16 protein-coding genes are annotated in these 19,451 nt (G+C 62.7%); 11 read left to right on the top strand and 5 right to left on the bottom strand.

Translation table 11 applies throughout. The features are described from left to right. The first annotated feature begins 398 nt into the window (after positions 1-398). Positions 399-1,700: an NAD(P)/FAD-dependent oxidoreductase gene (locus tag B2V21_RS07510; protein WP_282348983.1), complete on the top strand. Its 1,302-nt coding sequence runs from the start codon at positions 399-401 to the stop codon at positions 1,698-1,700. An 11-nt stretch (positions 1,701-1,711) separates the two neighbouring features. On the opposite strand, the gene B2V21_RS07505 is transcribed toward B2V21_RS07510, so the two are convergent. Beyond that, on the bottom strand, positions 1,712-2,515 hold the full coding sequence (locus B2V21_RS07505; protein ID WP_286916489.1) for an IclR family transcriptional regulator: 804 nt from the start codon (positions 2,513-2,515) through the stop codon (positions 1,712-1,714). A 131-nt stretch (positions 2,516-2,646) separates the two neighbouring features. Between B2V21_RS07505 and B2V21_RS07500 the strand changes: the two genes are divergently transcribed. The 6 genes from B2V21_RS07500 to B2V21_RS07475 all read left to right on the top strand — a co-directional run bounded on the left by B2V21_RS07500 (position 2,647) and on the right by B2V21_RS07475 (position 9,808). Then, positions 2,647-3,981 (top strand): NAD(P)/FAD-dependent oxidoreductase, encoded by a 1,335-nt coding sequence (locus tag B2V21_RS07500; RefSeq protein ID WP_286916488.1) that lies wholly within the window; start codon positions 2,647-2,649, stop codon positions 3,979-3,981. Positions 3,982-4,103: 122 nt separating this feature from the next. Further along, a complete protein-coding gene (locus tag B2V21_RS07495) occupies positions 4,104-5,780 on the top strand; it encodes a peptide ABC transporter substrate-binding protein (RefSeq protein WP_286916487.1) in 1,677 nt (558 codons plus the stop codon). 57 nt (positions 5,781-5,837) lie between these two features. Next, positions 5,838-6,788 carry an ABC transporter permease gene (locus tag B2V21_RS07490; RefSeq protein WP_043190850.1) on the top strand — a complete coding sequence of 317 codons (951 nt, stop codon included), beginning with the start codon at positions 5,838-5,840 and terminating at the stop codon, positions 6,786-6,788. Positions 6,789-6,801: 13 nt separating this feature from the next. Beyond that, positions 6,802-7,689 (top strand): ABC transporter permease, encoded by an 888-nt coding sequence (locus B2V21_RS07485; protein WP_286916486.1) that lies wholly within the window; start codon positions 6,802-6,804, stop codon positions 7,687-7,689. Next, the gene (locus tag B2V21_RS07480; protein WP_286916485.1) at positions 7,686-8,714 is read left to right on the top strand and encodes an ABC transporter ATP-binding protein; all 1,029 of its coding nucleotides are present in this window, start codon (positions 7,686-7,688) and stop codon (positions 8,712-8,714) included. The genes B2V21_RS07485 and B2V21_RS07480 overlap by 4 nt, the downstream gene beginning before the upstream one ends. Further along, on the top strand, positions 8,711-9,808 hold the full coding sequence (locus B2V21_RS07475) for an ABC transporter ATP-binding protein (protein WP_286916484.1): 1,098 nt from the start codon (positions 8,711-8,713) through the stop codon (positions 9,806-9,808). Before B2V21_RS07480 ends, B2V21_RS07475 begins: the two co-directional genes overlap by 4 nt. Here B2V21_RS07475 and B2V21_RS07470 read toward each other — a convergent pair. Continuing rightward, on the bottom strand, positions 9,721-10,290 hold the full coding sequence (locus tag B2V21_RS07470; RefSeq protein ID WP_286916483.1) for an isochorismatase family protein: 570 nt from the start codon (positions 10,288-10,290) through the stop codon (positions 9,721-9,723). The two genes, B2V21_RS07475 and B2V21_RS07470, sit on opposite strands and share 88 nt — an antisense overlap. Before the next feature lie 222 nt (positions 10,291-10,512). Here B2V21_RS07470 and B2V21_RS07465 point away from each other — a divergent pair, with 222 nt between their 5' ends. After that, on the top strand, positions 10,513-10,785 hold the full coding sequence (locus tag B2V21_RS07465; protein ID WP_286916482.1) for a BrnT family toxin: 273 nt from the start codon (positions 10,513-10,515) through the stop codon (positions 10,783-10,785). Beyond that, entirely contained in the window at positions 10,745-11,026 is a 282-nt protein-coding gene (locus B2V21_RS07460; RefSeq protein ID WP_286916481.1) for a BrnA antitoxin family protein, read from the top strand. The genes B2V21_RS07465 and B2V21_RS07460 overlap by 41 nt, the downstream gene beginning before the upstream one ends. Before the next feature lie 78 nt (positions 11,027-11,104). Here B2V21_RS07460 and B2V21_RS07455 read toward each other — a convergent pair whose 3' ends face one another. Beyond that, positions 11,105-12,010 carry a hypothetical protein gene (locus B2V21_RS07455; protein WP_286916480.1) on the bottom strand — a complete coding sequence of 302 codons (906 nt, stop codon included), beginning with the start codon at positions 12,008-12,010 and terminating at the stop codon, positions 11,105-11,107. A 244-nt stretch (positions 12,011-12,254) separates the two neighbouring features. Here B2V21_RS07455 and B2V21_RS07450 point away from each other — a divergent pair, with 244 nt between their 5' ends. After that, entirely contained in the window at positions 12,255-13,847 is a 1,593-nt protein-coding gene (locus B2V21_RS07450; protein WP_286916479.1) for an ATP-binding cassette domain-containing protein, read from the top strand. A 10-nt stretch (positions 13,848-13,857) separates the two neighbouring features. Here B2V21_RS07450 and B2V21_RS07445 read toward each other — a convergent pair whose 3' ends face one another. After that, complete coding sequence (locus B2V21_RS07445; protein WP_286916478.1) at positions 13,858-16,053, bottom strand: TonB-dependent receptor; 2,196 nt, start codon at positions 16,051-16,053, stop codon at positions 13,858-13,860. 1,008 nt (positions 16,054-17,061) lie between these two features. After that, a complete protein-coding gene (locus B2V21_RS07440; protein WP_286916477.1) occupies positions 17,062-17,277 on the bottom strand; it encodes a hypothetical protein in 216 nt (71 codons plus the stop codon). Between the two features lie 899 nt (positions 17,278-18,176). On the opposite strand from B2V21_RS07440, the gene B2V21_RS07435 reads away from it, so the two are divergent. Then, positions 18,177-19,430: an ATP-binding protein gene (locus tag B2V21_RS07435; protein ID WP_286916476.1), complete on the top strand. Its 1,254-nt coding sequence runs from the start codon at positions 18,177-18,179 to the stop codon at positions 19,428-19,430. Positions 19,431-19,451: the final 21 nt, after the last annotated feature.

Genomic DNA, 19,451 nt, shown 5'->3' with positions numbered 1-19,451 from the left:
GGCTCGGTGAAGAGCAAATCGCCACGCAGCGGTGGCACAAATCGGCGGGTCAGGAGGGGCACAGCAGGATCGCCGGCGTACGGCGTGCATGGGCCCTGTAATCTGCTTTATTTGAGATTTTCGCGCCGTTTGCTTATTTGTTATCGCATCTGAAACGATTCAGCGCAACCGCCTGAGCGGGCGTTGCCTGCGACAACGTGCCCGGTGGTAATGGCCGCAGGCCACGTCTCATGGTGGCTAAGGTGTTGCAAAAGATGACTGAAAAAAATCCGGATAATTTTCCATTGCGCCGGGCTTTGTCTCAGCATGTGAGAGCATGAGCGCGCCACGTCCCCAAGACTTGCCGCTCGCCGTTCCAAGGGGTAGATGTAGGGGCACCGACATTGGCAGGCGTTCCCATGTACCCGCTCATTTCCCACGTCGACAGCGACACTTCTCTGCCCGACAGCGCCGATGTGGTCATCATCGGCGGCGGCATCATCGGCGTGTGCACGGCCTTCTTCCTGGCCGAGCGGGGCGTGTCGGTGGTGCTGGTGGAAAAGAGCGGCATCGCCCACGAACAGTCGTCGCGCAATTGGGGTTGGGTGCGGACCATGGGCCGTGACGTCGCCGAAGTGCCATTGGCCATCGCCAGTCTGAAACTGTGGGACGGCTGGGCCAGCAAGCTGCGCCACGAGACAGGCTTCACCCGCTCCGGCATTCTCTATGCCTGCGAATCGGCAGCCGAGCTGGCAGCCAAGGTCAGCTGGCTGGATCAGGCCAAACCGCTGGGCATCGAGGCGCGGCTGCTCGACACCGTCCAGATTCAGGCGCGCCTGCAAGCCAAGGTGCCGGCCTCCTGGACCGGTGCGCTGTTCACCGAAAGCGACGGTCGCGCCGAGCCGGACATCGCCACGGCGGCCATCGCCGAAGGGGCTCGCGCACGCGGCGCCAGGCTGTTCGTGCGCTGTGCCGCGCGCAGTGTCGAAACCACTGCGGGAAAGGTCAGCTCGGTGGTCACCGAACTGGGCGAAATCAAATGCACCAGCGTCGTGCTGGCGGCGGGCGCCTGGTCGAGCCTGTTCTGCGGCAACCTGGGCATCCGCCTGCCGCAGCTGCGCGTGCTCGGTTCGGTGATGCGCACCGGACCGCTGCCGGGCGGGCCGGAGTGCGCCGTGGCCACCGAGAAGGTCTCGTTCAGAAAGCGTGCCGACGGCGGCTACACCGTGGCCCTGCGCAACGCCAACGTGGCGGCGCTGGTGCCGGACAGCTTTCGCTACCTGCCCGACTTTCTGCCCATGGTCAGGGCGCATCACCACGAATACCGCCTGCGCGTGACCCGCCAGAGCTGGCAGGAACTCAACACCCCCAAACGCTGGAGCAATGCCCAGGCTTCACCGTTCGAGACACAGCGTTTGTACGATCCCAAGCCGGTGGACGCCTACCTCGACAAGGCCCTGAGCATGCTCGCCGAGCAGTTCCCGATCTTTGCCCAGGCGCGGATCGAGCAGCGCTGGGCGGGGCTGATCGATGTCACACCCGACATCGTCCCGGTGATGGATCAAGTGCAGAGCCTGCCGGGTTTCTATCTGGCCACCGGCTTCTCCGGGCATGGTTTCGGCATCGGACCAGGCGCCGGCCACCTGATGGCCGACCTGATCACCGGCGAGCAACCCCTGGTCGATCCTGCGCCGTTTCGTTTCGCCCGGTTCGCCCGATGAGGCGCGTTCATTCAGGGTCCCAGCCGTTGCGCGATGCTGTCGGCTTCCTTGCGCATGGCCTGCACCAATCGCTGCTGGTAAAGCGGGGTCATGCGCACGCTGGGCAAGGCGCAGCTCAGCGCCCCCACCGGGGCGGCGCTGGCGTCGAGGATCGGCACCGCCACGCCGGTGTGCAGCGGCAGCACGCGATCGGCCAGGCCGCAGGCGAAACCTTGCTGGCGCACCTGCTTGAAGGTGGAACGCAGGGCGCTGTCGCTGATGGCGTATTCGCGCAGCAGGCGCGGCGCGTTGTGTTCCAGAATCTGCGCACGGGCCGCAGTGGGCAGGTGGCTGAGCAGCGCCAGCGAGCCCTGGCCAACGCCGCTCAGTACGCGCGCGCCCACGCAGTGGGCAAAACTCTGGGTGGGATTGGCGCCTTCGTGCAGCTCCAGGCACAGCGCGTAGTAGCCGTCCTGAACGAACAGAAAGAAGCTGTCCTGAAAGGTCTCGCACAGGCGCAGCAAGGCCGGACGGGCCAACTCGCGCACGCCGCCGGTGTTGCCGGCCTGGGCACCGAGGCTGAGCAATTGGTAACCCAGAAAGTAGGGGCCCCGCAGCCGCGGCAGGCGCACGAAGCCGTAGGATTTCATGGCCTTGAGCAGGCGGTACAGGGTGGCGCGGCTGAGCTGGGTGTCGGCGCTGAGCGCTTCGATGGTCGCGCCCTGCGCGCCGCGCGCCGCGATCGCCTGGAGAATGTCGAAGGAGCGATCCAGCGTCTGCGTGCCTTGAGTGCTGCAGCGTGGCAGGCGGCGGGTCGATGAGTCGGTGTGGGGCATGCTGACCTCTCCCGTGAAGCGACGATTGCCGAGCCATGGCCCGGCAGGCCGACTGGCACTGCAAATGCGCTGCAATATCCGGGCCCTCACAGCGCCCATTCATTCATGATCCATCAGGAGAACAGCCAGCGATGCCAGGACCTCGCGTAGTACCCGTACAGGGCGATGAACAACTGCCGGAGCGTGTCGACGTGGTGGTGATCGGGGGTGGCATCGTCGGTGCCTCCACGGCGCTGGAGCTTGCCGAACGCGGCTTGAAGGTGGCCCTGTGCGAGAAAGGTGGCATCGGTCACGAGCAGTCCAGTCGCAACTGGGGCTGGGTGCGCATCTCGCGCCGCGACCCGCGTGAACTGCCGCTGATGGCCCATGCCCTGAACATCTGGGGCGACCTCGCCGCGCGCATCGGCAAGGACGTCGGCTACACCCGCGCCGGCATTCTCTTCACCTGTGCGGACGATCAAAGCTACGCGGAGCACGAGCGCTGGAAGGCCAATCTGGACGATTACCCGGTGCGTGCCCGGATGCTCTCGGGCACCGACCTGTCCGCAGTGCTACCCGGCGCCGAGCGTTTGCGCATCAAGGGTGCGCTGTACACCCCCGATGACGGTCGCGCCGAACCGCAACAGGCGGCCCCGGCGATTGCCGAAGCGGCGCGGACCAAGGGCGCGATGATCTTCACCGAGTGCGCGGTACGTGGCATCGAGCGCGCGGCGGGCCGGGTCAGCGGCGTCATCACCGAGCGCGGCGCGATCGCTTGCACGTCCGTGGTGCTGGCCGGTGGCGCCTGGTCGAGCCTGTTCTGCTCGCCGTTGAAGGTGCACCTGCCGCAGCTCAAGGTGCTCAATTCGGTGATCCGTACCACGCCGTTGCAGGGCGGCCCGGAATCCGCCATCTGGGCAATGGACTTCGCCGTGCGCAAACGCCAGGACGGCGGCTACACCGTCGCCTCCGGCCACGAGAACATCGCCGACATCGTCCCCGACTCCTTTCGCTACGCGCGGCAGTTCTGGCCTGCGTTGCAGCAGGAGCACAAGTCACTGTCGTTTCGCCTGGGCCAGCGTTTTTTCCAGGAAGCGGTGCTGCCCAAGCGTTGGGCACTGGACGAAGCCAGCCCGTTCGAATACCGCCGCGTGCTCGATCCGGTGCCATCGATCCGGCAAACCAACCGCGCCCTGGCCAGCCTGACCAACGCCTTCCCGGTGTTCGCCAACGTGCGGATCGCCCAGCGCTGGGGCGGCATGATCGATGTCACGCCCGATGCCGTGCCGGTGATCTCGGCGGTGGACGGTGTGCCCGGGTTTTTCATCGCCACCGGATTCTCGGGTCATGGCTTCGGCATCGGTCCGGCGGCAGGCAGGCTGATGGCCAATCTGGTCACCGGTGAAACCCCGATCGTCGACCCGCAAGCGTTTCGCCTCTCGCGCTTCAGCGATGGTTCCAACCCACGGCCCATTTCCGGATTCTAGAACCACCCGATCACTCGGCAACAGCCCTGCAGAAGCTCGTTCGAACGAGCCCGGGTCCCGCGTCCAAGACGCTTTCCAACGCCTGCCACCTGCCCTTTCTTCCTTACTGTGGGAGCTTCAGCATGTCGCAACGCGATGACTCGGATAAAGGCAACAGCCTGTTTAACCCGACCCGCCGCCAGGCGCTGGCCATGGCCATCATCGGTGCCGCGGGCACCCTGCTGCCCCTGGGCCGGGCCAGTCAATCCTTCGCGGCCATGGCCGCCCCGCCGTCCGGGCAGGTGATCATCGGCCTGTCCCAGGAGCCCACCGTCTTCAATCCGCACATGCCGCACATCGAAGTGGACGACGGCATCCACTGGAACGTGTTCGACCCCCTGTTCGGCATCTCGCCCAGCGGCGAATTCTTCCCGGCCCTGGCCACCGAGGTGCCGACCGTGGCCAATGGCGGCATCTCCGCCGACGGCCTGCAGTGGAAGGTGAAACTGCGCAGCGATGCCAAATGGCACGACGGCCGACCCTTCACCGCCGAAGACGTGAAGTACACCCTGGAACTGATCGTCTCGCCGAATTTTCGCAGCGGTCGCCGCGCCGGCCACGATCTGCTGCGCGACATCACCGTGGTTTCGCCCACCGAAATCCACTGGCGCATGGAGAAATCCTACGCACCCTACGCCTCGATCCTGTCGTCCACCTTCATGGTGCCCAAACATATTCTCTCGGTCGCCGCCGACGTCAACACGGCACCGTTCAACAACGCACCCATCGGCACCGGCCCGTTCAAGTGGGGCACGCGGGTGGCTGGCGATCACATCCAGCTCAAGGCCAACCCGGACTATCACGGCACCCAGCCGCAGATCGACAGCGTGATCTTCAAGTACATCCCCGACCTGACCGTGCTCTACACCCAGTTCAAGACCGGCGACATCGACGTCACCGCCATGCAGGGCATCACCCCCGACCATTACGAGGAAGCCAAGGACCTGGCCGGGCGCACCGTGGTGATCCTGCCGGTGGCCACCATCGAGTCGGTGACCCTGAACATGGAGCGCCCCCAGTTCAAGGACCCCGTCGTGCGCCAGGCGCTGTACATGGCCATCGACAAGAAGACCATCATCGACGAGTTGTATTTCGGCCTGGTGCTGCCCACCGAAACCTACATGCCGCAACAGTCGGCCTACTACAACCCGAACCTGCCCAAGCAAAGCTTCAACATCGAGGCGGCCAGCAAACTGCTCGATGACGCCGGCTGGAAACCGGGCGCTGGCGGCATTCGCGAGAAGGGCGGGGTGCGCCTTTCGTTTACCAACTCCACCACCGCAGGCAACCAGATTCGCGAACAGGCGCAGCAGTTCATCCAGCAGACCTGGCTGGCCATCGGTGTGGAAATGAAAATCTCCAACCTGCCGCCTGCGGTGATGTGGGGCGAGTACTGGGTGCAGTCCAAATTCGACTCGGTGATCGTCGGCAATAACTTCCTCACCGGTGCCGACCCCGACACCCGCGACTACTTCGGTTCGCAATCGACCAACGCCAAAGGCGGGGCCGGGCAGAACAACTCGCAGTACGTCAACGCCAAGGTCGACGAACTGCTGGCCCAGGGCGCGGCGATCCAGGACGTCGCCCAGCGCAAGGCGGTGTACGTGCAGGTGCAGGACCTGATCCGCCAGGACCTGCCCATCCTGCCGCTGTTTCAGTACACCTACGTGCGCGGCTACAAATCGGGCCTCAAGGGCTTCACCGGCAACATCAACCTGCGCATCGAACCCTGGAACGTCAACACCTGGTCGTGGACCTGAGCACGCCCATGCCTGGCCGCAGGGTCGGGTGTCGTTCGCACCGCAGAGGATTCAAGCATGCCGAACTACATTCTCAACCGCCTGGGGCAGAGCGCCGTGGTGCTGGTGCTGGTCTCGCTGATCGGCTTCATGGTGCTCAACCTGGCACCCGGCGGACCGATGTCGCAGTTCGCCCTGAACCCCGGCATGAGCCAGGCCGAGCTGGACCGCATCGCCGAGCAGTTGGGCTTGAAGCGGCCACTGCTGGTGCAGTACATCGACTGGTTCAGCCATCTGTTCGTCGGCGACTGGGGCCACTCGTTTCGCGACGGCCGCCCGGTGCTCAGCGTGATCGCCGGGCACCTGCCCGCGACGTTGCTGCTGATGGGCACCTCGACGCTGCTGTCCATCGTCATCGGCACCTGGGTCGGCGTGCTGGGCGCGGTGCGCCGCTATTCGGTGTTCGACACCCTGGCCACGGTCGGCGCGATGGTGGCGCTGTCGATTCCCACCTTCTGGTTCGGGCTGGTGGCGATCTTCTTTTTCTCCCTGCACCTGGGCTGGCTGCCGGCGGGCAACATGTACACCATCGGTGACCAGTCCCTGGGCGACTACGCCATTCACCTGGTGCTGCCGGTGCTGGTGCTGGCCTTGGTCAACGTGGCGATCTGGAGCCGCTACATGCGCTCCGCCACCCTCGACGTGATCGACCAGGATTTCGTCCGCACCGCCCGCGCCAAGGGCGTGCCCTATCGCCGCGTGCTGACTCACCACGTGATTCGCAATGCTCTGTTGCCGATGATCACCCTGGCCGGGCTGCAGATACCCACCATCCTTGGCGGCGCGCTGGTCACCGAAACGGTGTTCACCTGGCCCGGCATGGGCCGGCTGTTCCTCGACAGCCTGGGCTACAGCGACTACCCGGTGATCATGGGCATTCTGATGTTCTCCGCCGTACTGGTGCTGCTGGGCAACCTGCTCGCCGATCTGTTGATAGGTGTCGCCGACCCCCGTGTCCGGCTGGCCTGAAGGAGTACCGCCCATGACCACCGCCACGCACTACCTGCCCGCCAGCCGCCGCTGGGCCTGGCTGGCCAACCCCACCCTGCGCCGTTTCATGCGCCACAAGTTGGCCGTGCTCGGCGTGGTGATGATCACCGTACTGATTCTGGCCTGCGTGTTCGGCCCCTACCTGCTGCACTACAACGACCTGAGCATCGACATCCGCAACCGCTTCGCGCTGCCGTTCACCGGCAATCACTACCTGGGCACCGATGCGCTGGGTCGCGACACCGCCGCCCGCTTGCTCAACGCCGGGCGCATCTCCCTGATGGTGGGCTTCTGCGCCATGCTCATCAGCATCGTCATCGGCACCCTGATCGGCGTCATCGCCGGTTACTACCGCGGCTGGATCGGCGCCGGGCTGATGCGCTTCGTCGACGCCTTTCTATCCTTTCCCAGCGTGTTCCTGGTGCTGGTGCTGGCGGCGTTCACCAAACCCAGCCCGATGATGATCACCCTGATCATCGCCGTGACCAGCTGGATGGAAATCTCGCGCATCGTCGAAGCCGAGATCCGCTCGCTGCGCGAACGCGACTTCACCCTGGCCGCCCGCATGATCGGCGCCAGCAACCGCTGGATCATGTTCCGCGAACTGATGCCCAACGCCATCGGCCCGATCATCGTCGCGGCCACCCTGACCATCGCCAACGCCATCCTGCTGGAGGCCTACATCAGCTTCCTCGGCTACGGCATCCAGCCGCCCTTGCCCAGTTGGGGCAACATGCTCAACGCCGCCCAGCAGTACCTGGGCAAGGCGCCCTGGCTGGCGATCATTCCCGGGCTGGCGATCACCCTCGCGGTGACCAGCTTCAACTTCATCGGCGACGGCCTGCGCGACGCGCTGGACGGCAGGAGCGACCTGAAATGAACGCAGATGAAAAGATCGCCGTGGCGCACCTCCACGTCGCCTTCCGCAAGGGCACCGGCTACGTGCCCGTGGTCCACGACATCAACTTCGCCATCGGTGCCGGCGAAACCCTGGCCCTGGTGGGCGAGAGCGGTTCGGGCAAGAGCGTCACCAGCCTGGCCATCATGAAGCTGCTCGCCGAAGCGCCGAAAACCCGCATCGACGGCAGCGCCATCGTCGCCGACCGCCACGGCGCGCCCATCGACCTGGTGGCCATGGGCGAGCAGCAGATGCGCCACGTGCGCGGCAACCGCGTGGCGATGATCTTCCAGGAACCGCTGACCTCGCTGAACCCGGTGCACCGCGTGGGCGACCAGATCGCCGAAGCGATCCGTTTCCATCAATCCCTGAGCAAAGCCGCCGCCCGCGCCCGCGCGCTGGCCCTGCTGGAGCAGGTCGGCATTCCGGAACCGGTGAAGCGCCTGGACTGTTATCCCCACGAGCTGTCCGGCGGCATGCGCCAGCGGGTGATGATCGCCATCGCCCTGGCCATGGAGCCGGACGTGCTGATTGCCGACGAGCCCACCACCGCGCTGGACGTCACCGTGCAGGCGCAGATTCTCGACCTGCTGCGCAACCTGCAGAAGAAGAACGGCATGGCGATCCTGTTCATCACCCACAACTTCGGCGTGGTCGCGGAAATCGCCGACCGGGTCATGGTGATGTACGCCGGGCGCATCGTCGAACAGGGCAGCGTCAGCCAGGTGCTGTCCTCGCCGCGCATGCCCTACACCCGCGGCTTGCTGGCCGCAGTGCCGCGCTTCGAACAGGCCGGTCTGGCGCAAGGTGAACTGGGCACCATCGCCGGCTTCGTCCCCGACCCCAGCACGCCGCCCAGCGGCTGCGCCTTCCACCCGCGCTGCGGCTACAGCATCGCTGGCCGCTGCGACCAACAGGCACCCGTGCTGGAAGAAATCGAAATGGGCCACCAACTGCGCTGCGTGCGCTGGCGGGAACTGGCGACCGAACAGGAAGGTGCACGATGAAAGAGCGTCCGCTGATCGACGTCGTCGGCTTGAAGAAATACTTCCCCGTGCGCAAGACCTTCCTCGCCCACCGTCGCGACCGCGACGACAACCTGGTCCGCGCCGTGGATGGCGTCGACCTGAGCATCGCCCGTGGCGAAGTGCTCGGCCTGGTGGGCGAAAGCGGCTCGGGCAAGAGCACCCTGGGCCGCAGCCTGATGATGCTCGACCCACCCACCGACGGGCACATCGTCTTCGACAACACCGAGATCACACCCTTCAACGACCGCCTGCTCAAGCCCTATCGCAAGCGCATGCAGATGATCTTCCAAGACCCCTACGGCTCGCTGAACCCGCGCATGAGCGTGGGTGACATCCTCGCCATGCCGCTGCGCTTCCACAACCCCGAACTCGACGCCGCCGGGCGCCGCGAAAAGGCCGGGCAGGCCCTGGAAACCGTCGGCCTCGCCGCCCAGTACCTGGACCGTTACCCCCACGAGTTCTCCGGCGGCCAACGCCAGCGCATCGGCATCGCCCGCGCCCTGACCCTGGAACCTGAATTCATCATGGCCGACGAACCGGTGTCGGCCCTGGACGTCTCGGTGCAGGCGCAAGTGCTCAACCTGTTCGCGCGCATCCGTCGGCAGATGAACCTGACCATGCTCTTCGTCACCCACGACCTGGCCGTGGTCGGCCACATCGCCGACCGCGTCGCGGTGATGTACCTGGGCCGCATCGTCGAAATAGCGCCCACCCGCGAGCTGTTCAGCCATCCTCGCCACCCCTATACCGAAGCGCTGATGTCGGCCATCCCGATGCCCGAACCTGGGCAGCGGCGCCAGCGAATCGTGCTTCAGGGCGATATCCCCAGCCCGATCTCACCGCCTTCGGGATGCGCGTTTCGCACCCGATGCCCTTACGTGCTGCCTGCCTGCGCACAGGATCGACCGCTGTTGCGTGAGGTCAGCGCAGGTCATGGCGTGGCGTGTATACGGGATGATCTGGAGTTGGTGTCGCCGCTCACCGCTCACCCCAGCCCGAGCGCCTCGACGACGTCGCTGGCCAGCACCACCTCGGCGTATTCGCTATCGAGTATCGCCAACGTCAGATCGTGAACGGTGCCCGCATCCCAAACCGTTCCATCCGCGCCGGTCACCGGGACCGCTGTCGTCGCATCCGAGGGGAGGGTAATGCTATAGCCCAGAGCCTTTCCGGCGCGAACGGTGGCATCCATGCTGTTGTGAACGACCACACCCGTCAGCACGAAGCGTGTCACCTGCATGGCCTTGAGCACCGCATCCAGCTCGGTGCCGATGAACGCGCAGTTCTGCTGCTTGGTGATCACCGGCTCGCCCTCCACCGGCGTAACTTCCTGCTTGATCCCATTCCACGGCCCATGGGTGTGGTACGTCGACGTAGGCGTCGGCTCATCGTGCTTCACATGCAGCACCGGCCAGCCATTCGAGCGCCACAGCTGCAGAAGCCGCTGGATGGTTTCCAGATAGCCAGGGTTGCTCTTACCCTTCCATCTCGGCTGGTCGATGGCGTCTTGCACATCGAGGATGATCAGGGGGATGGAGCTAGGTGGGTTGCTCATGGACGGCCGTTTTGTTGGAAAGGAATCGCGTCAGTGTGCGGTAAGGGGCAGGGGGCTTCAATGGGTGGTAGGAGGTGTGGGGGGCGTATCTGAAAGGGCTATGCACGAACGCGACTCTATGGCTCCTTCGCACCGCGCGCTTGAGCACGTACCTCGACTGTCGGCAACATTTTGCAGAACCCATCTGCTTGCTCTAAGATTTATTGTGCATACAGTAACTCAATGCCTATTACCTTCGACATTGCCAAGCGAGACAAGACCTTAGCCGAGCGGGGCATTGATTTCATGGATGCAGCGCTGGTGTTCGAGGGTCGGCATTTCACCCTTGCGGATGATAGGCGTGAATACGGTGAAGCGCGCTTCATCACCGTAGGTCTGCTCCACGAGCGAATGGTCGTCATGGTGTGGACTCCACGCGGCGAAGCTCGCCGCATCATTTCCATGAGGAAAGCCAATGAGCGAGAACAAGACCGCTATCAGCATCGACTGGGTTGACCCTGACGATGCTCCGGAGCTGACCGATGCTTTTTTCGAGCGTGCCGACGAGTACGCAGGTAGTCAAGTGATCCGCCGTGGTCGGCCCAAAGCTGGCATTGTGCGAGAGCGCATTTCGATCCGCCTCGAACCAGCCGTGCTCGCAGAATTTCGGGCATCCGGACCTGGTTGGCAGACGCGCATGAATGCCGCATTGGCGGACTGGCTCAAGACTCATGACCCTTCGGATCTGCAAGGGTAGCTGGGGCTTTTCAACCTGAAAAACCACTGCAATTCCCAGCGTCCATGAACAGTTTTTTTTACTGATAAATGCGCAGTTCTATTGCATCGTTCGTGACGCATCTCCCACCTCTACTGGAACGGATAACCGCTCAAACAGCGGCTTCATCACCTGCGCCGGGGAGGGGATGGGATTAGCCAAAGGCTGGTCATGTGCGCGGGTCTCCTGCGTTCTTACGCCGATCACGATGCTGTGGTCAGGCTGCTCCTGTGCATAGGCTGTGTAACCGTTATCAAGCGGGTGAATTCGCTCCCCAGGTAGTACACCTGGGTAATTCGGTGCAGGATGAAAGTCTGCGATCACAGCGGTTGTTCTGATCGCAGAGAGCACCCAAGGCTGATACGTGTCGGTCAAGAACGAATAGCAGGCAACCAGCACCATGGCAGCTGCGATAGCGCCTCCGGGGTGGAACAACGTCATACCCAGGTTAAGCTTGGGAGCGTAATTAACGCCGAAGATCTTCAGGAATGAAGCGAGCATTTGAATGGCCGCGAAGATAACCACTGCAACACCGAAGAGGACAAGCAGCAGAAGGCCACCGAGCGACAGCAAAAGTGCCAGTACGGCCATCCATGCCGGTACATAGAACAGCAACGCCAGCAGACCAACCGTCAGATCGAAAGACTGCGGCGGCAAGCCCAATGCTTCGGAAACTGCAAAGCGCGATAATCCGGTAGCGGCCAACAGCGCCAGCAAGTGCAAAAGAACGATAGGTGCCTTATACAACGATTTGTGCCACTTCAGACGCATCCACCGCGCCATTGGCAGGCACCACATGATGAACCCTGCAATCATGAAGCCAGCAGCAATCATGCTGGTCACGTCGAGGGCCGCAGTGCCCCAGCTCCTGGATAGCCACACTCCAGAGAAGACCAGAATGACGGAAACCATATAAAACCGATGTGCCACTGGCGTAGCAGCGTACTTGTCTTTCAACCATTGCATAGGTGTATTTGAAACCTTACTTGGAAGAGTGAAAAATGAATTGCTGCGAATGGCCAGCTATTGGCCACCTTTTTCAGTGTGGTCAAAAGTTGTTTTTTGCCAAGCCAGCAAAAGGGGATGCAATCCTAACAGGACTGTTTTTCAAGAAAAGGCCAAGGTAATAACTCGAAACCGAAATGAAATGACGCAATAACTGATCAAGTTCATGCTGGTTCCATTCGAGAGATATCACGCAAGGAGCACCATGACCCAACGACAACTCCATCTCGATCACCTCTGCCTCACCCTCCCGGATGGACGCCTACTGCTGGACAACCTCAACCACGGCTTCCACGCCAAAGCCACCGGCATCGTCGGCGGCAATGGCAGCGGTAAATCCCTGCTCGGCCAGTTGCTGGCTGGCGACCGTGCGCCCAGCAGTGGCCACGTCCGCCGCGAAGGGCATGTCTATGTCGTCTCTCAACAGCTTGAGCCCGAGCGTTTTCCCACCGTTGCCGCGCTGGCGGGCGTCGAGCACATCCTGCAAGCCCTGCAGCGGATCGCCGAAGGCAGCCTCGATGATCACGACCATACGCTTGCGATGGACCAGTGGGATTGCGCAGCACGCCTGCGCGCCGAGCTGGACCTGAACGGCTTGGGCCACTTGACCGCCGACACACCGACGCACGCCCTCAGCGGTGGCGAGCGCCAACGCATCGCACTGCTCGGTGCCTGGCTGTCCAAGGCCGACTGGCTGATCCTCGACGAACCGAGCAACCACCTCGATCGCGAGCAACAGCAGAAACTGGCACAGCAGATCCAGCGCTGGCCGAACGGCTTGGTGATGATCAGCCACGACCGCACCCTGCTCGAACTCATGGATGAAATCGTCGAGCTCTCGCCCATCCGCCTCGCCGTTTATGGCGGTAACTACAGCCATTACGTCGCTGCCCGCGAACTAGAGCAACAAGCCTTCCAGGCGACCTTGCAAGGCGAACGCACCCAAGCCAAGCGCGAGCAACGGGAAATGGCCATGCAGATGGAGCGCCAGCAACGGCGCAATGCACGCGGTGATCGTAACGCCCGTGGTGGTAGCCAGACCAAGCTGATCACCAACGCCCAGAAAGAACGCAGCGAAAACAGCCAGGGCAAACTGCGCCTCAACCAACAGCTCGCCCGCGACCAGCAACAACAGCGCATTGCCGATGCCCGTGCGCGCTGCGCCGCCGATATCCAACGCATAATGCTGCCCCCGGAAACCGTCGTACCCAACGGCAAACTGGTGCTTCAGCTCAATGAGCTGATACTGCCGTTCGGGCATGTCGCGTCGATCAGCTTTACGCTGACAGGTCCCCTGCGCATGGCCATCACGGGCGCCAACGGCAGCGGTAAATCGACACTGCTTCAGGTCATCGCCGGTCGCCTGGTGCCACGCGCCGGCGAAGTCATTTGCACGGTGGAAGTGGGTTGGCTGGACCAACACGCCGGCCTCGAACACCCTGATCGGACCGCCGTGCAGTGGCTGCACGAAAGCAACCCGGAACTGCCCGAAGCCGAAGCCAGAACGCGCCTGGCCCAGTTGGGCATCGACGCCGATCGCGTCCAGCTACAAACCGCGCAGCTCAGCGGCGGCGAGCGTCTCAAGACAGCCCTGGCGGCACTGTTGCACGCGCAACGCCCACCCCAGCTATTGCTGTTGGACGAGCCCGACAACCACTTGGATCTGCCCAGCAAGCTTGCACTTGAGCAGATGCTCAGTCAGTACCAGGGCGCGCTGCTGGTGGTGTCCCATGACGATGCCTTCATCGAGGCGCTGGGCGTGGATCAGACACTGCATCTTCTCCATCCACGCCCATAAGCATCATGTTTTAGAAATCAACCGTCCCGGAAAACTTCACCAACCGCGGCTCACCCTGGGTCAGGTAGCCGCCGTTGGCCGATGCCCAGTAGTTCTTGTCGGTGATGTTCTCCACGTTCATGCGCAGGTTGATTTCCTTGCGCTCGACCTTGAAGGTGTAGCGTGCGCCCGCGTCGAAGCGGTTCCAGGTGGGCAGGCTCAGGTTGTTGGCCTGGTCGGCATACTGGCCACCGGTGCGCAGCGCACGGGCGTTGAGCGCCAGGCCGTTCAGGCCCGGTACGTCCCAATCCACCGTCGCGTTGAGCTGGAAGGTCGGCACACCGATGGCGTGGTTGCCGTCATTCGCGCCGCCCTGCGTGTCTTCGAGCTCGGACTGCAGGCGCGTGCCGCCGGCCATCAGACGCAGGCCTTCCACGGGTTCGCCGAACACACTCAACTCGACACCGCGATTGACCTGCTTGCCGTCGCGCACGTACACATTAACGCTGCCGCCTCCGGCCGTCGCGAAGCTCTGGGTGTAACCATCGGTAGGCCGCTCGATCCGGAATGCCGCCAGCGTGGCGCCCCACGATTGCTTGTCCAGTTTGATCCCCGCTTCCACCTGCTTGGTACGCCCCGGCGGGAACGCCTCACCCACGTTGACGACCTGGCCCGACGCCGTTGGCCCTGCCGCCAGCCCCTCGATACGGTTGGCAAACAGCGACACCGACTCCACCGGCTTGTAGACGATGCCATACACCGGCGTGGTGATCGCCTCGTCGTACATGGAAGTGCGCGCGCCGCCGACACCGGTGGTCGACTCATAGGCATAGTTCTGCACCAGCAATTGCTGGCGGCGCAGCCCGGCCGTGAACAGCACCGTGTCGTCGAAGAAACCCAAAGTGTCCGACACCGCCAGGCTGCGGTTGCGCGTCTTGCCGGTGATGCCCGGGTCGCTCATGTCACCGGCTTCGAAGTTCACCGCAGTAGGCTTGGGCAGAGGTCCGGTGTTGTAAATGTTGGTAGTGCCCGTGGGCAGGTAGAACTCGTAGGCATTGCGCTGCTCGGTCCAGATGCTCGACGCACCCACGCTGATCTGATGGCTGACCGGCCCCGTCTGCAGGTTGCCGTTGATGCCAGTCATGAATGTGGCATTGTCCTCGTCGTGCGGAATCTTCGACCCACTGATGGTCGCCGCGCCTGTGTTCGAATCCGTCAGCACCGGCGTGCCATACACACCATTCTCCCGCGTGTGCTTCGCCCCACCCGCCACGTACGCCGTCCAGTCCTCGTTGAGATCCCACTCGCCACGCAACATGCCGAACGTGTCCTCGGTCTGGCTGTACGTCCAATCCTGCCCATAGTTGTGGCTGGCATCCGGCGCCCGTGGGATGCTCGTAATCGTGCCGAAGCGCACCGAGTTGCGCAGCCCATTGATGCGCTGCTTCTGATAACCAAAATCGCCGGACAGGCGGAAATTGTCACCCCGATAATCCAGCCCCAGCGTGAACAGCTTTGTGCGCTGCGACTCGTCATCGACCGCCGTATCACCCTCGCGCTGGGCCAGATTGACCCGCGCACCGAAGCGGTTGCCCTCACCAAAGCGCTGACCGATATCCAGATGCTCACCCACACGGCCATCTGTGCTGATGTCCTGCGTGTAGCGACGAATGGGCTCATCACCTGCCCGCTTGGGCACCAGGTTCACACTGCCGCCCAGCCCGGTCCCCGTTGGACTCACGCCGTTGATGAACGCGTTCGGCCCCTTGAACACCTCGACCCGCTCCACCGCATCGGTGGAAATGATCTGCCGCGGCAACACCCCATACAAACCGTTGTAGGAAATGTCATCGCTGGACAGCGGCAAACCACGAATCACGAACACCTGCGCCTGGTTACCGAACCCGAACGACTGCCGCACCGACGGATCATTCAGCAGCACATCGCCCACGTCCTCCGCCTGCTGATCCTCGATCAGCTTTGAGGTGTAGCTGGTCAGCGTGAACGGCACATCCATGTTGTCCTGGTTGCCCAGCACACCCATCTGCCCACCACGCGCCACCTGCCCACCGGCAAACACCTCGGGCGAAGCGCCTTTGGCAGCCTTGGTGGTTTGCGCATCGATCGAGGTAGCGTCCAACGCGAGAGCGTCCGCCCCATGGGCGCCGAGGCTCAGTGAGCAGCACACCGCCAGAAGGGTAGGGCGAGAAGGAAAACGAAGGGCCATGGGAGCAATTCCGGGAATAGAAGAGGTCAATGAAGCGCCTCCCTGGCAACTGAGAATGTGTCTCAGTGGCGCGTATCCTAACAAGAGTTTCACAAAGCGTTAACGCTTTTTTGAGGGGATTTTCACGAAGTCCGATGGGTCGACTCGACAGGTGTTCAACCTAAAGAATGGCAAAGGGCTACCGATAGGTATTCAGTGATGGCATTTCAGCGTTCACTTTGGAAATGGAATTCAAATGAGTCTGCAAGACGACCTGCACCATGGACCGATTGCGCCACGTCCGCGCGTTCAACAACGTGCGCATCCGGGGTGGCTGTTGTGGCTACTGGTGCCAGCGATCGCGGTGGGGATGAACTGGGCGCGGATTGTCGCGTACTTTGAACCTGAGCGTGTAGAACCGCCTGCTGAGGTGGTTGAGCGATATGAATCGCCGGTTGTTGAATCTGCGCCGGTATCTGCACCCGTTGTGCGAGCAGTGGCGCCGGTTGTGCCTAAAACCCTGCACGAGTGCATGGGCGCTGACAATGTGGTCAACGACCAGGTATTGCGGTGTCGGTATGGAGACCGTCCTCAGCCGATGCGCGAAGAGCGGGCGGTGCAGGGGATGGTTTCTGCGCAGTATCTGGCTGAGTACAAGGCGGGGCAGGGTGCGCGACCGGTTCGGCGGGCTGTCAGTAGTGGGGCTGAGTCGCACCTGATACTCGGTTGGGACAGGAAGAGGTCGTACACGGCTTCGTGGAGTGTCAGTGATAACCAGATTGATCACGGCAGTGTTTGCACTGGCTACCGAAGCGGATCGATTGAATACCGCGAGTGTAGGAAAGGCGCGAAGCAGTGGTTCAAGGAGCAGTGCCGTTCAGAGCGAAATCCGGCACTGCGGGAGCGGTATTGTTCGGCGGCTTCGGGGTTTAGTCCGATGGGGTAGTGGGGCGCGCAAATGAGGTGCCGCTTATGTTTCTAGCGGCACCTATCACCATGGACGGGCGGCACATCCTCGCGTTGGAGCGATCAGCCGTTAACTTGAAACCGCAACTTCATCTCCAACAGCGAATCCTCCACCAGCGTCCTGCTTGTCTCCGTCAGCAAAGCAACTGCCTGATTAAGAGCACGACAGAGCTGCTGATTGGCATCGCTCGTTTCCGCGGCAAGCACTGACGCGGTATCCAGCAACTGACTAGCACGTTGAAGGGATTGGTAAGCAGCGAGATTCGTTTGATCTTTCATGATTGGCGACTTCCGTATGTGAGGTGAGATCTGCCAGCACTCGCCGTCAAACGAGTGGGTGGCAGCTGTGCATGGGTTGACGGACCGGTCACATACGAACCCGGCGCACCCGAAGGTGCCCCACGCACAGCCGCCATAGCGTTCGAAACGGGTGCGGAGGCGCCCGAGCCGAGTCTTGAGACTGCGCGTTCGTATGTAAGACAGGCCGTCAAACCTGGTCACGCATGTGGCGTGACGAGTGGGAGGATAGGCAGCGTGGGTAGGCAGGTCAACTGTGATGCCTGTCTAGCCAGGGCGCCGGCCCCGGTCGATTGTTTGCAAGCAGTGTCTCAAGCATAAATCCCAAAAAGGCTCGTGGGTCTTGGAGGAGACTTGCCTGAATTCTCCCAAGCATTGCCAGCCCTATCCCCAACCACTCACACTTCCAGCCCTATCCGCTTGGACGTCCCCCATGTCAGCTGCCCCCTCCAACTCGCTGGCTCCCGTGCCGCCCATGATAGGTGGCGGAGAAATGGGAGACTTGGTGCGCGACACGGATTGGTCCAGCACCGCCTTGGGTGATTACAGCTCATGGCCTGCATCCCTGCGTACTGCCTTGTCGCTGGTGTTGAACACCAAAGGCATTGCGGCCCTTTACTAGGGGCCGCAGCAGTGGCTGCTCTACAACGACGCCTACGGCCTGGCTCTGGGCGATCGGCATCCCGCCGCGTTCGGTCGCCCGATGCCGGAGGTGCTCACCGACATCGCCCCGGTGCTCAGCCCTCAAGTGGCACGGGTGCTTGCCACAGGCGATGGTTTCTCCATAGAGAACCTGTCGATGATGATGCAGCGTCACGGCCAGCAGGAAGAGACCGTGTGGACCTACAGCTTCTCGCCTGTGCAGGGCGAAAGCGGCGGTTATGAAGGCGTACAACCGCTGGATATCCTGGTCGACCCAGCCAGACGAGCAGCAGATCAACGCCGTGGGCCGCGACTTCACCGCCGAGCGGGAGAGCGCCATCGCCCTGGCCGCCGCCGAGGAAGCCCTGCGTCAATCGCAGAAGCTGGAAGCCATCGGCCAACTCACCGGTGGCGTCGCCCACGACTTCAACAACCTGCTGACCGTGATCAAGTCTTCGACTGACCTGCTCAAACGGCCGGATTTCTCCAGCGAGCGACGCACACGCTATGTCTCAGCCATCGCCGACACCGTCGAACGAGCCGCCAAAGTCACCTCGCAACTGCTTGCCTTCGCCCGGCGTCAAACACTGCAACCGACAGTGTTCGCACCTGCAGAGAACCCTCGGGCCCTGGCCAGTATGATCAAGACACTAGTGGGCGCCGAAGTGGAGCTGGTGATGGACATCCCCGAACACAGCCACTTAGTGATCGCTGACCCCTCTCAGTTCGACATGGCAATCGTCAACATGGCCGTCAACGCGCGTGACGCCATGGTCGGCCAGGGGCGCCTCACCATTCGAGTGGGTCCAGCCCGCTACGAAGCCAAGGCCCGCGAACAGCCGATGATCGCCGGCGATCAGGTAGTGATCTCGATGACCGATACCGGCAGCGGCATCGCGCCGTTGCACCTGGGCAGGATATTCGAGCCCTTCTTCACCACCAAAGGCGTGGGGCAGGGCACGGGCCTTGGCCTGTCGCAAGCGTTTGGGTTCGCCAAGCAGTCGGGTGGCGAGATCACCGTGGACAGTGAAGTCGATCAAGGCACCACCTTCACACTCTACCTGCCCCAGGCATCCGAGCCGCGCGAGCAACGGAGTGTCGAAGCGCCCCATGAATTGGTACACGGGCACGGCACCGGTGTATTGATCGTCGAAGACAACCCTCAGGTGGGCGCCTTTGCGATGCACTCACTCACGGATCTTGGCTACCGGCCGGTCCTTGCCATCAATGGACAGGAAGCCTTGGCCGAACTGGCCCGCGACGCCAGCCGATTCAAAGTGGTGTTTTCCGATGTGGTGATGCCGGGGATGACAGGCATCGAGCTGGCCCATGAGATTCGTCGGCGATACGCAGGGTTACCTGTAGTGCTGACGTCGGGATACAGCCATGTGCTGGCAGAGAAGGGCACGGATGGGTTTGAGCTGTTGCATAAGCCGTATTCGGTGGAGCAGCTGTCGCGCTTGTTGTGCGGGGCTGTGTGTGCACATCGCTAGAGGGTGACCTGAGCTAACATC

Origin of the sequence: Pseudomonas sp. UBA6276, assembly GCF_002438365.1 — a bacterium.
Taxonomy (GTDB): domain Bacteria; phylum Pseudomonadota; class Gammaproteobacteria; order Pseudomonadales; family Pseudomonadaceae; genus Aquipseudomonas; species Aquipseudomonas coleopterorum.
This window is presented reverse-complemented; position numbering and strand designations above follow the sequence as displayed.

Coding starts and splice junctions, on each gene's coding strand:
- B2V21_RS07450 (WP_286916479.1), top strand. CDS start 12,255: ATGACCCAACGACAACTCCATCTCGATCACCTCTGCCTCACCCTCCCG.
- B2V21_RS07445 (WP_286916478.1), bottom strand. CDS start 16,053: ATGGCCCTTCGTTTTCCTTCTCGCCCTACCCTTCTGGCGGTGTGCTGC.
- B2V21_RS07435 (WP_286916476.1), top strand. CDS start 18,177: ATGAAGGCGTACAACCGCTGGATATCCTGGTCGACCCAGCCAGACGAG.
- B2V21_RS07510 (WP_282348983.1), top strand. CDS start 399: ATGTACCCGCTCATTTCCCACGTCGACAGCGACACTTCTCTGCCCGAC.
- B2V21_RS07485 (WP_286916486.1), top strand. CDS start 6,802: ATGACCACCGCCACGCACTACCTGCCCGCCAGCCGCCGCTGGGCCTGG.
- B2V21_RS07480 (WP_286916485.1), top strand. CDS start 7,686: ATGAACGCAGATGAAAAGATCGCCGTGGCGCACCTCCACGTCGCCTTC.
- B2V21_RS07470 (WP_286916483.1), bottom strand. CDS start 10,290: ATGAGCAACCCACCTAGCTCCATCCCCCTGATCATCCTCGATGTGCAA.
- B2V21_RS07440 (WP_286916477.1), bottom strand. CDS start 17,277: ATGAAAGATCAAACGAATCTCGCTGCTTACCAATCCCTTCAACGTGCT.
- B2V21_RS07500 (WP_286916488.1), top strand. CDS start 2,647: ATGCCAGGACCTCGCGTAGTACCCGTACAGGGCGATGAACAACTGCCG.
- B2V21_RS07455 (WP_286916480.1), bottom strand. CDS start 12,010: ATGCAATGGTTGAAAGACAAGTACGCTGCTACGCCAGTGGCACATCGG.
- B2V21_RS07465 (WP_286916482.1), top strand. CDS start 10,513: ATGCCTATTACCTTCGACATTGCCAAGCGAGACAAGACCTTAGCCGAG.
- B2V21_RS07495 (WP_286916487.1), top strand. CDS start 4,104: ATGTCGCAACGCGATGACTCGGATAAAGGCAACAGCCTGTTTAACCCG.
- B2V21_RS07460 (WP_286916481.1), top strand. CDS start 10,745: ATGAGCGAGAACAAGACCGCTATCAGCATCGACTGGGTTGACCCTGAC.
- B2V21_RS07475 (WP_286916484.1), top strand. CDS start 8,711: ATGAAAGAGCGTCCGCTGATCGACGTCGTCGGCTTGAAGAAATACTTC.
- B2V21_RS07490 (WP_043190850.1), top strand. CDS start 5,838: ATGCCGAACTACATTCTCAACCGCCTGGGGCAGAGCGCCGTGGTGCTG.
- B2V21_RS07505 (WP_286916489.1), bottom strand. CDS start 2,515: ATGCCCCACACCGACTCATCGACCCGCCGCCTGCCACGCTGCAGCACT.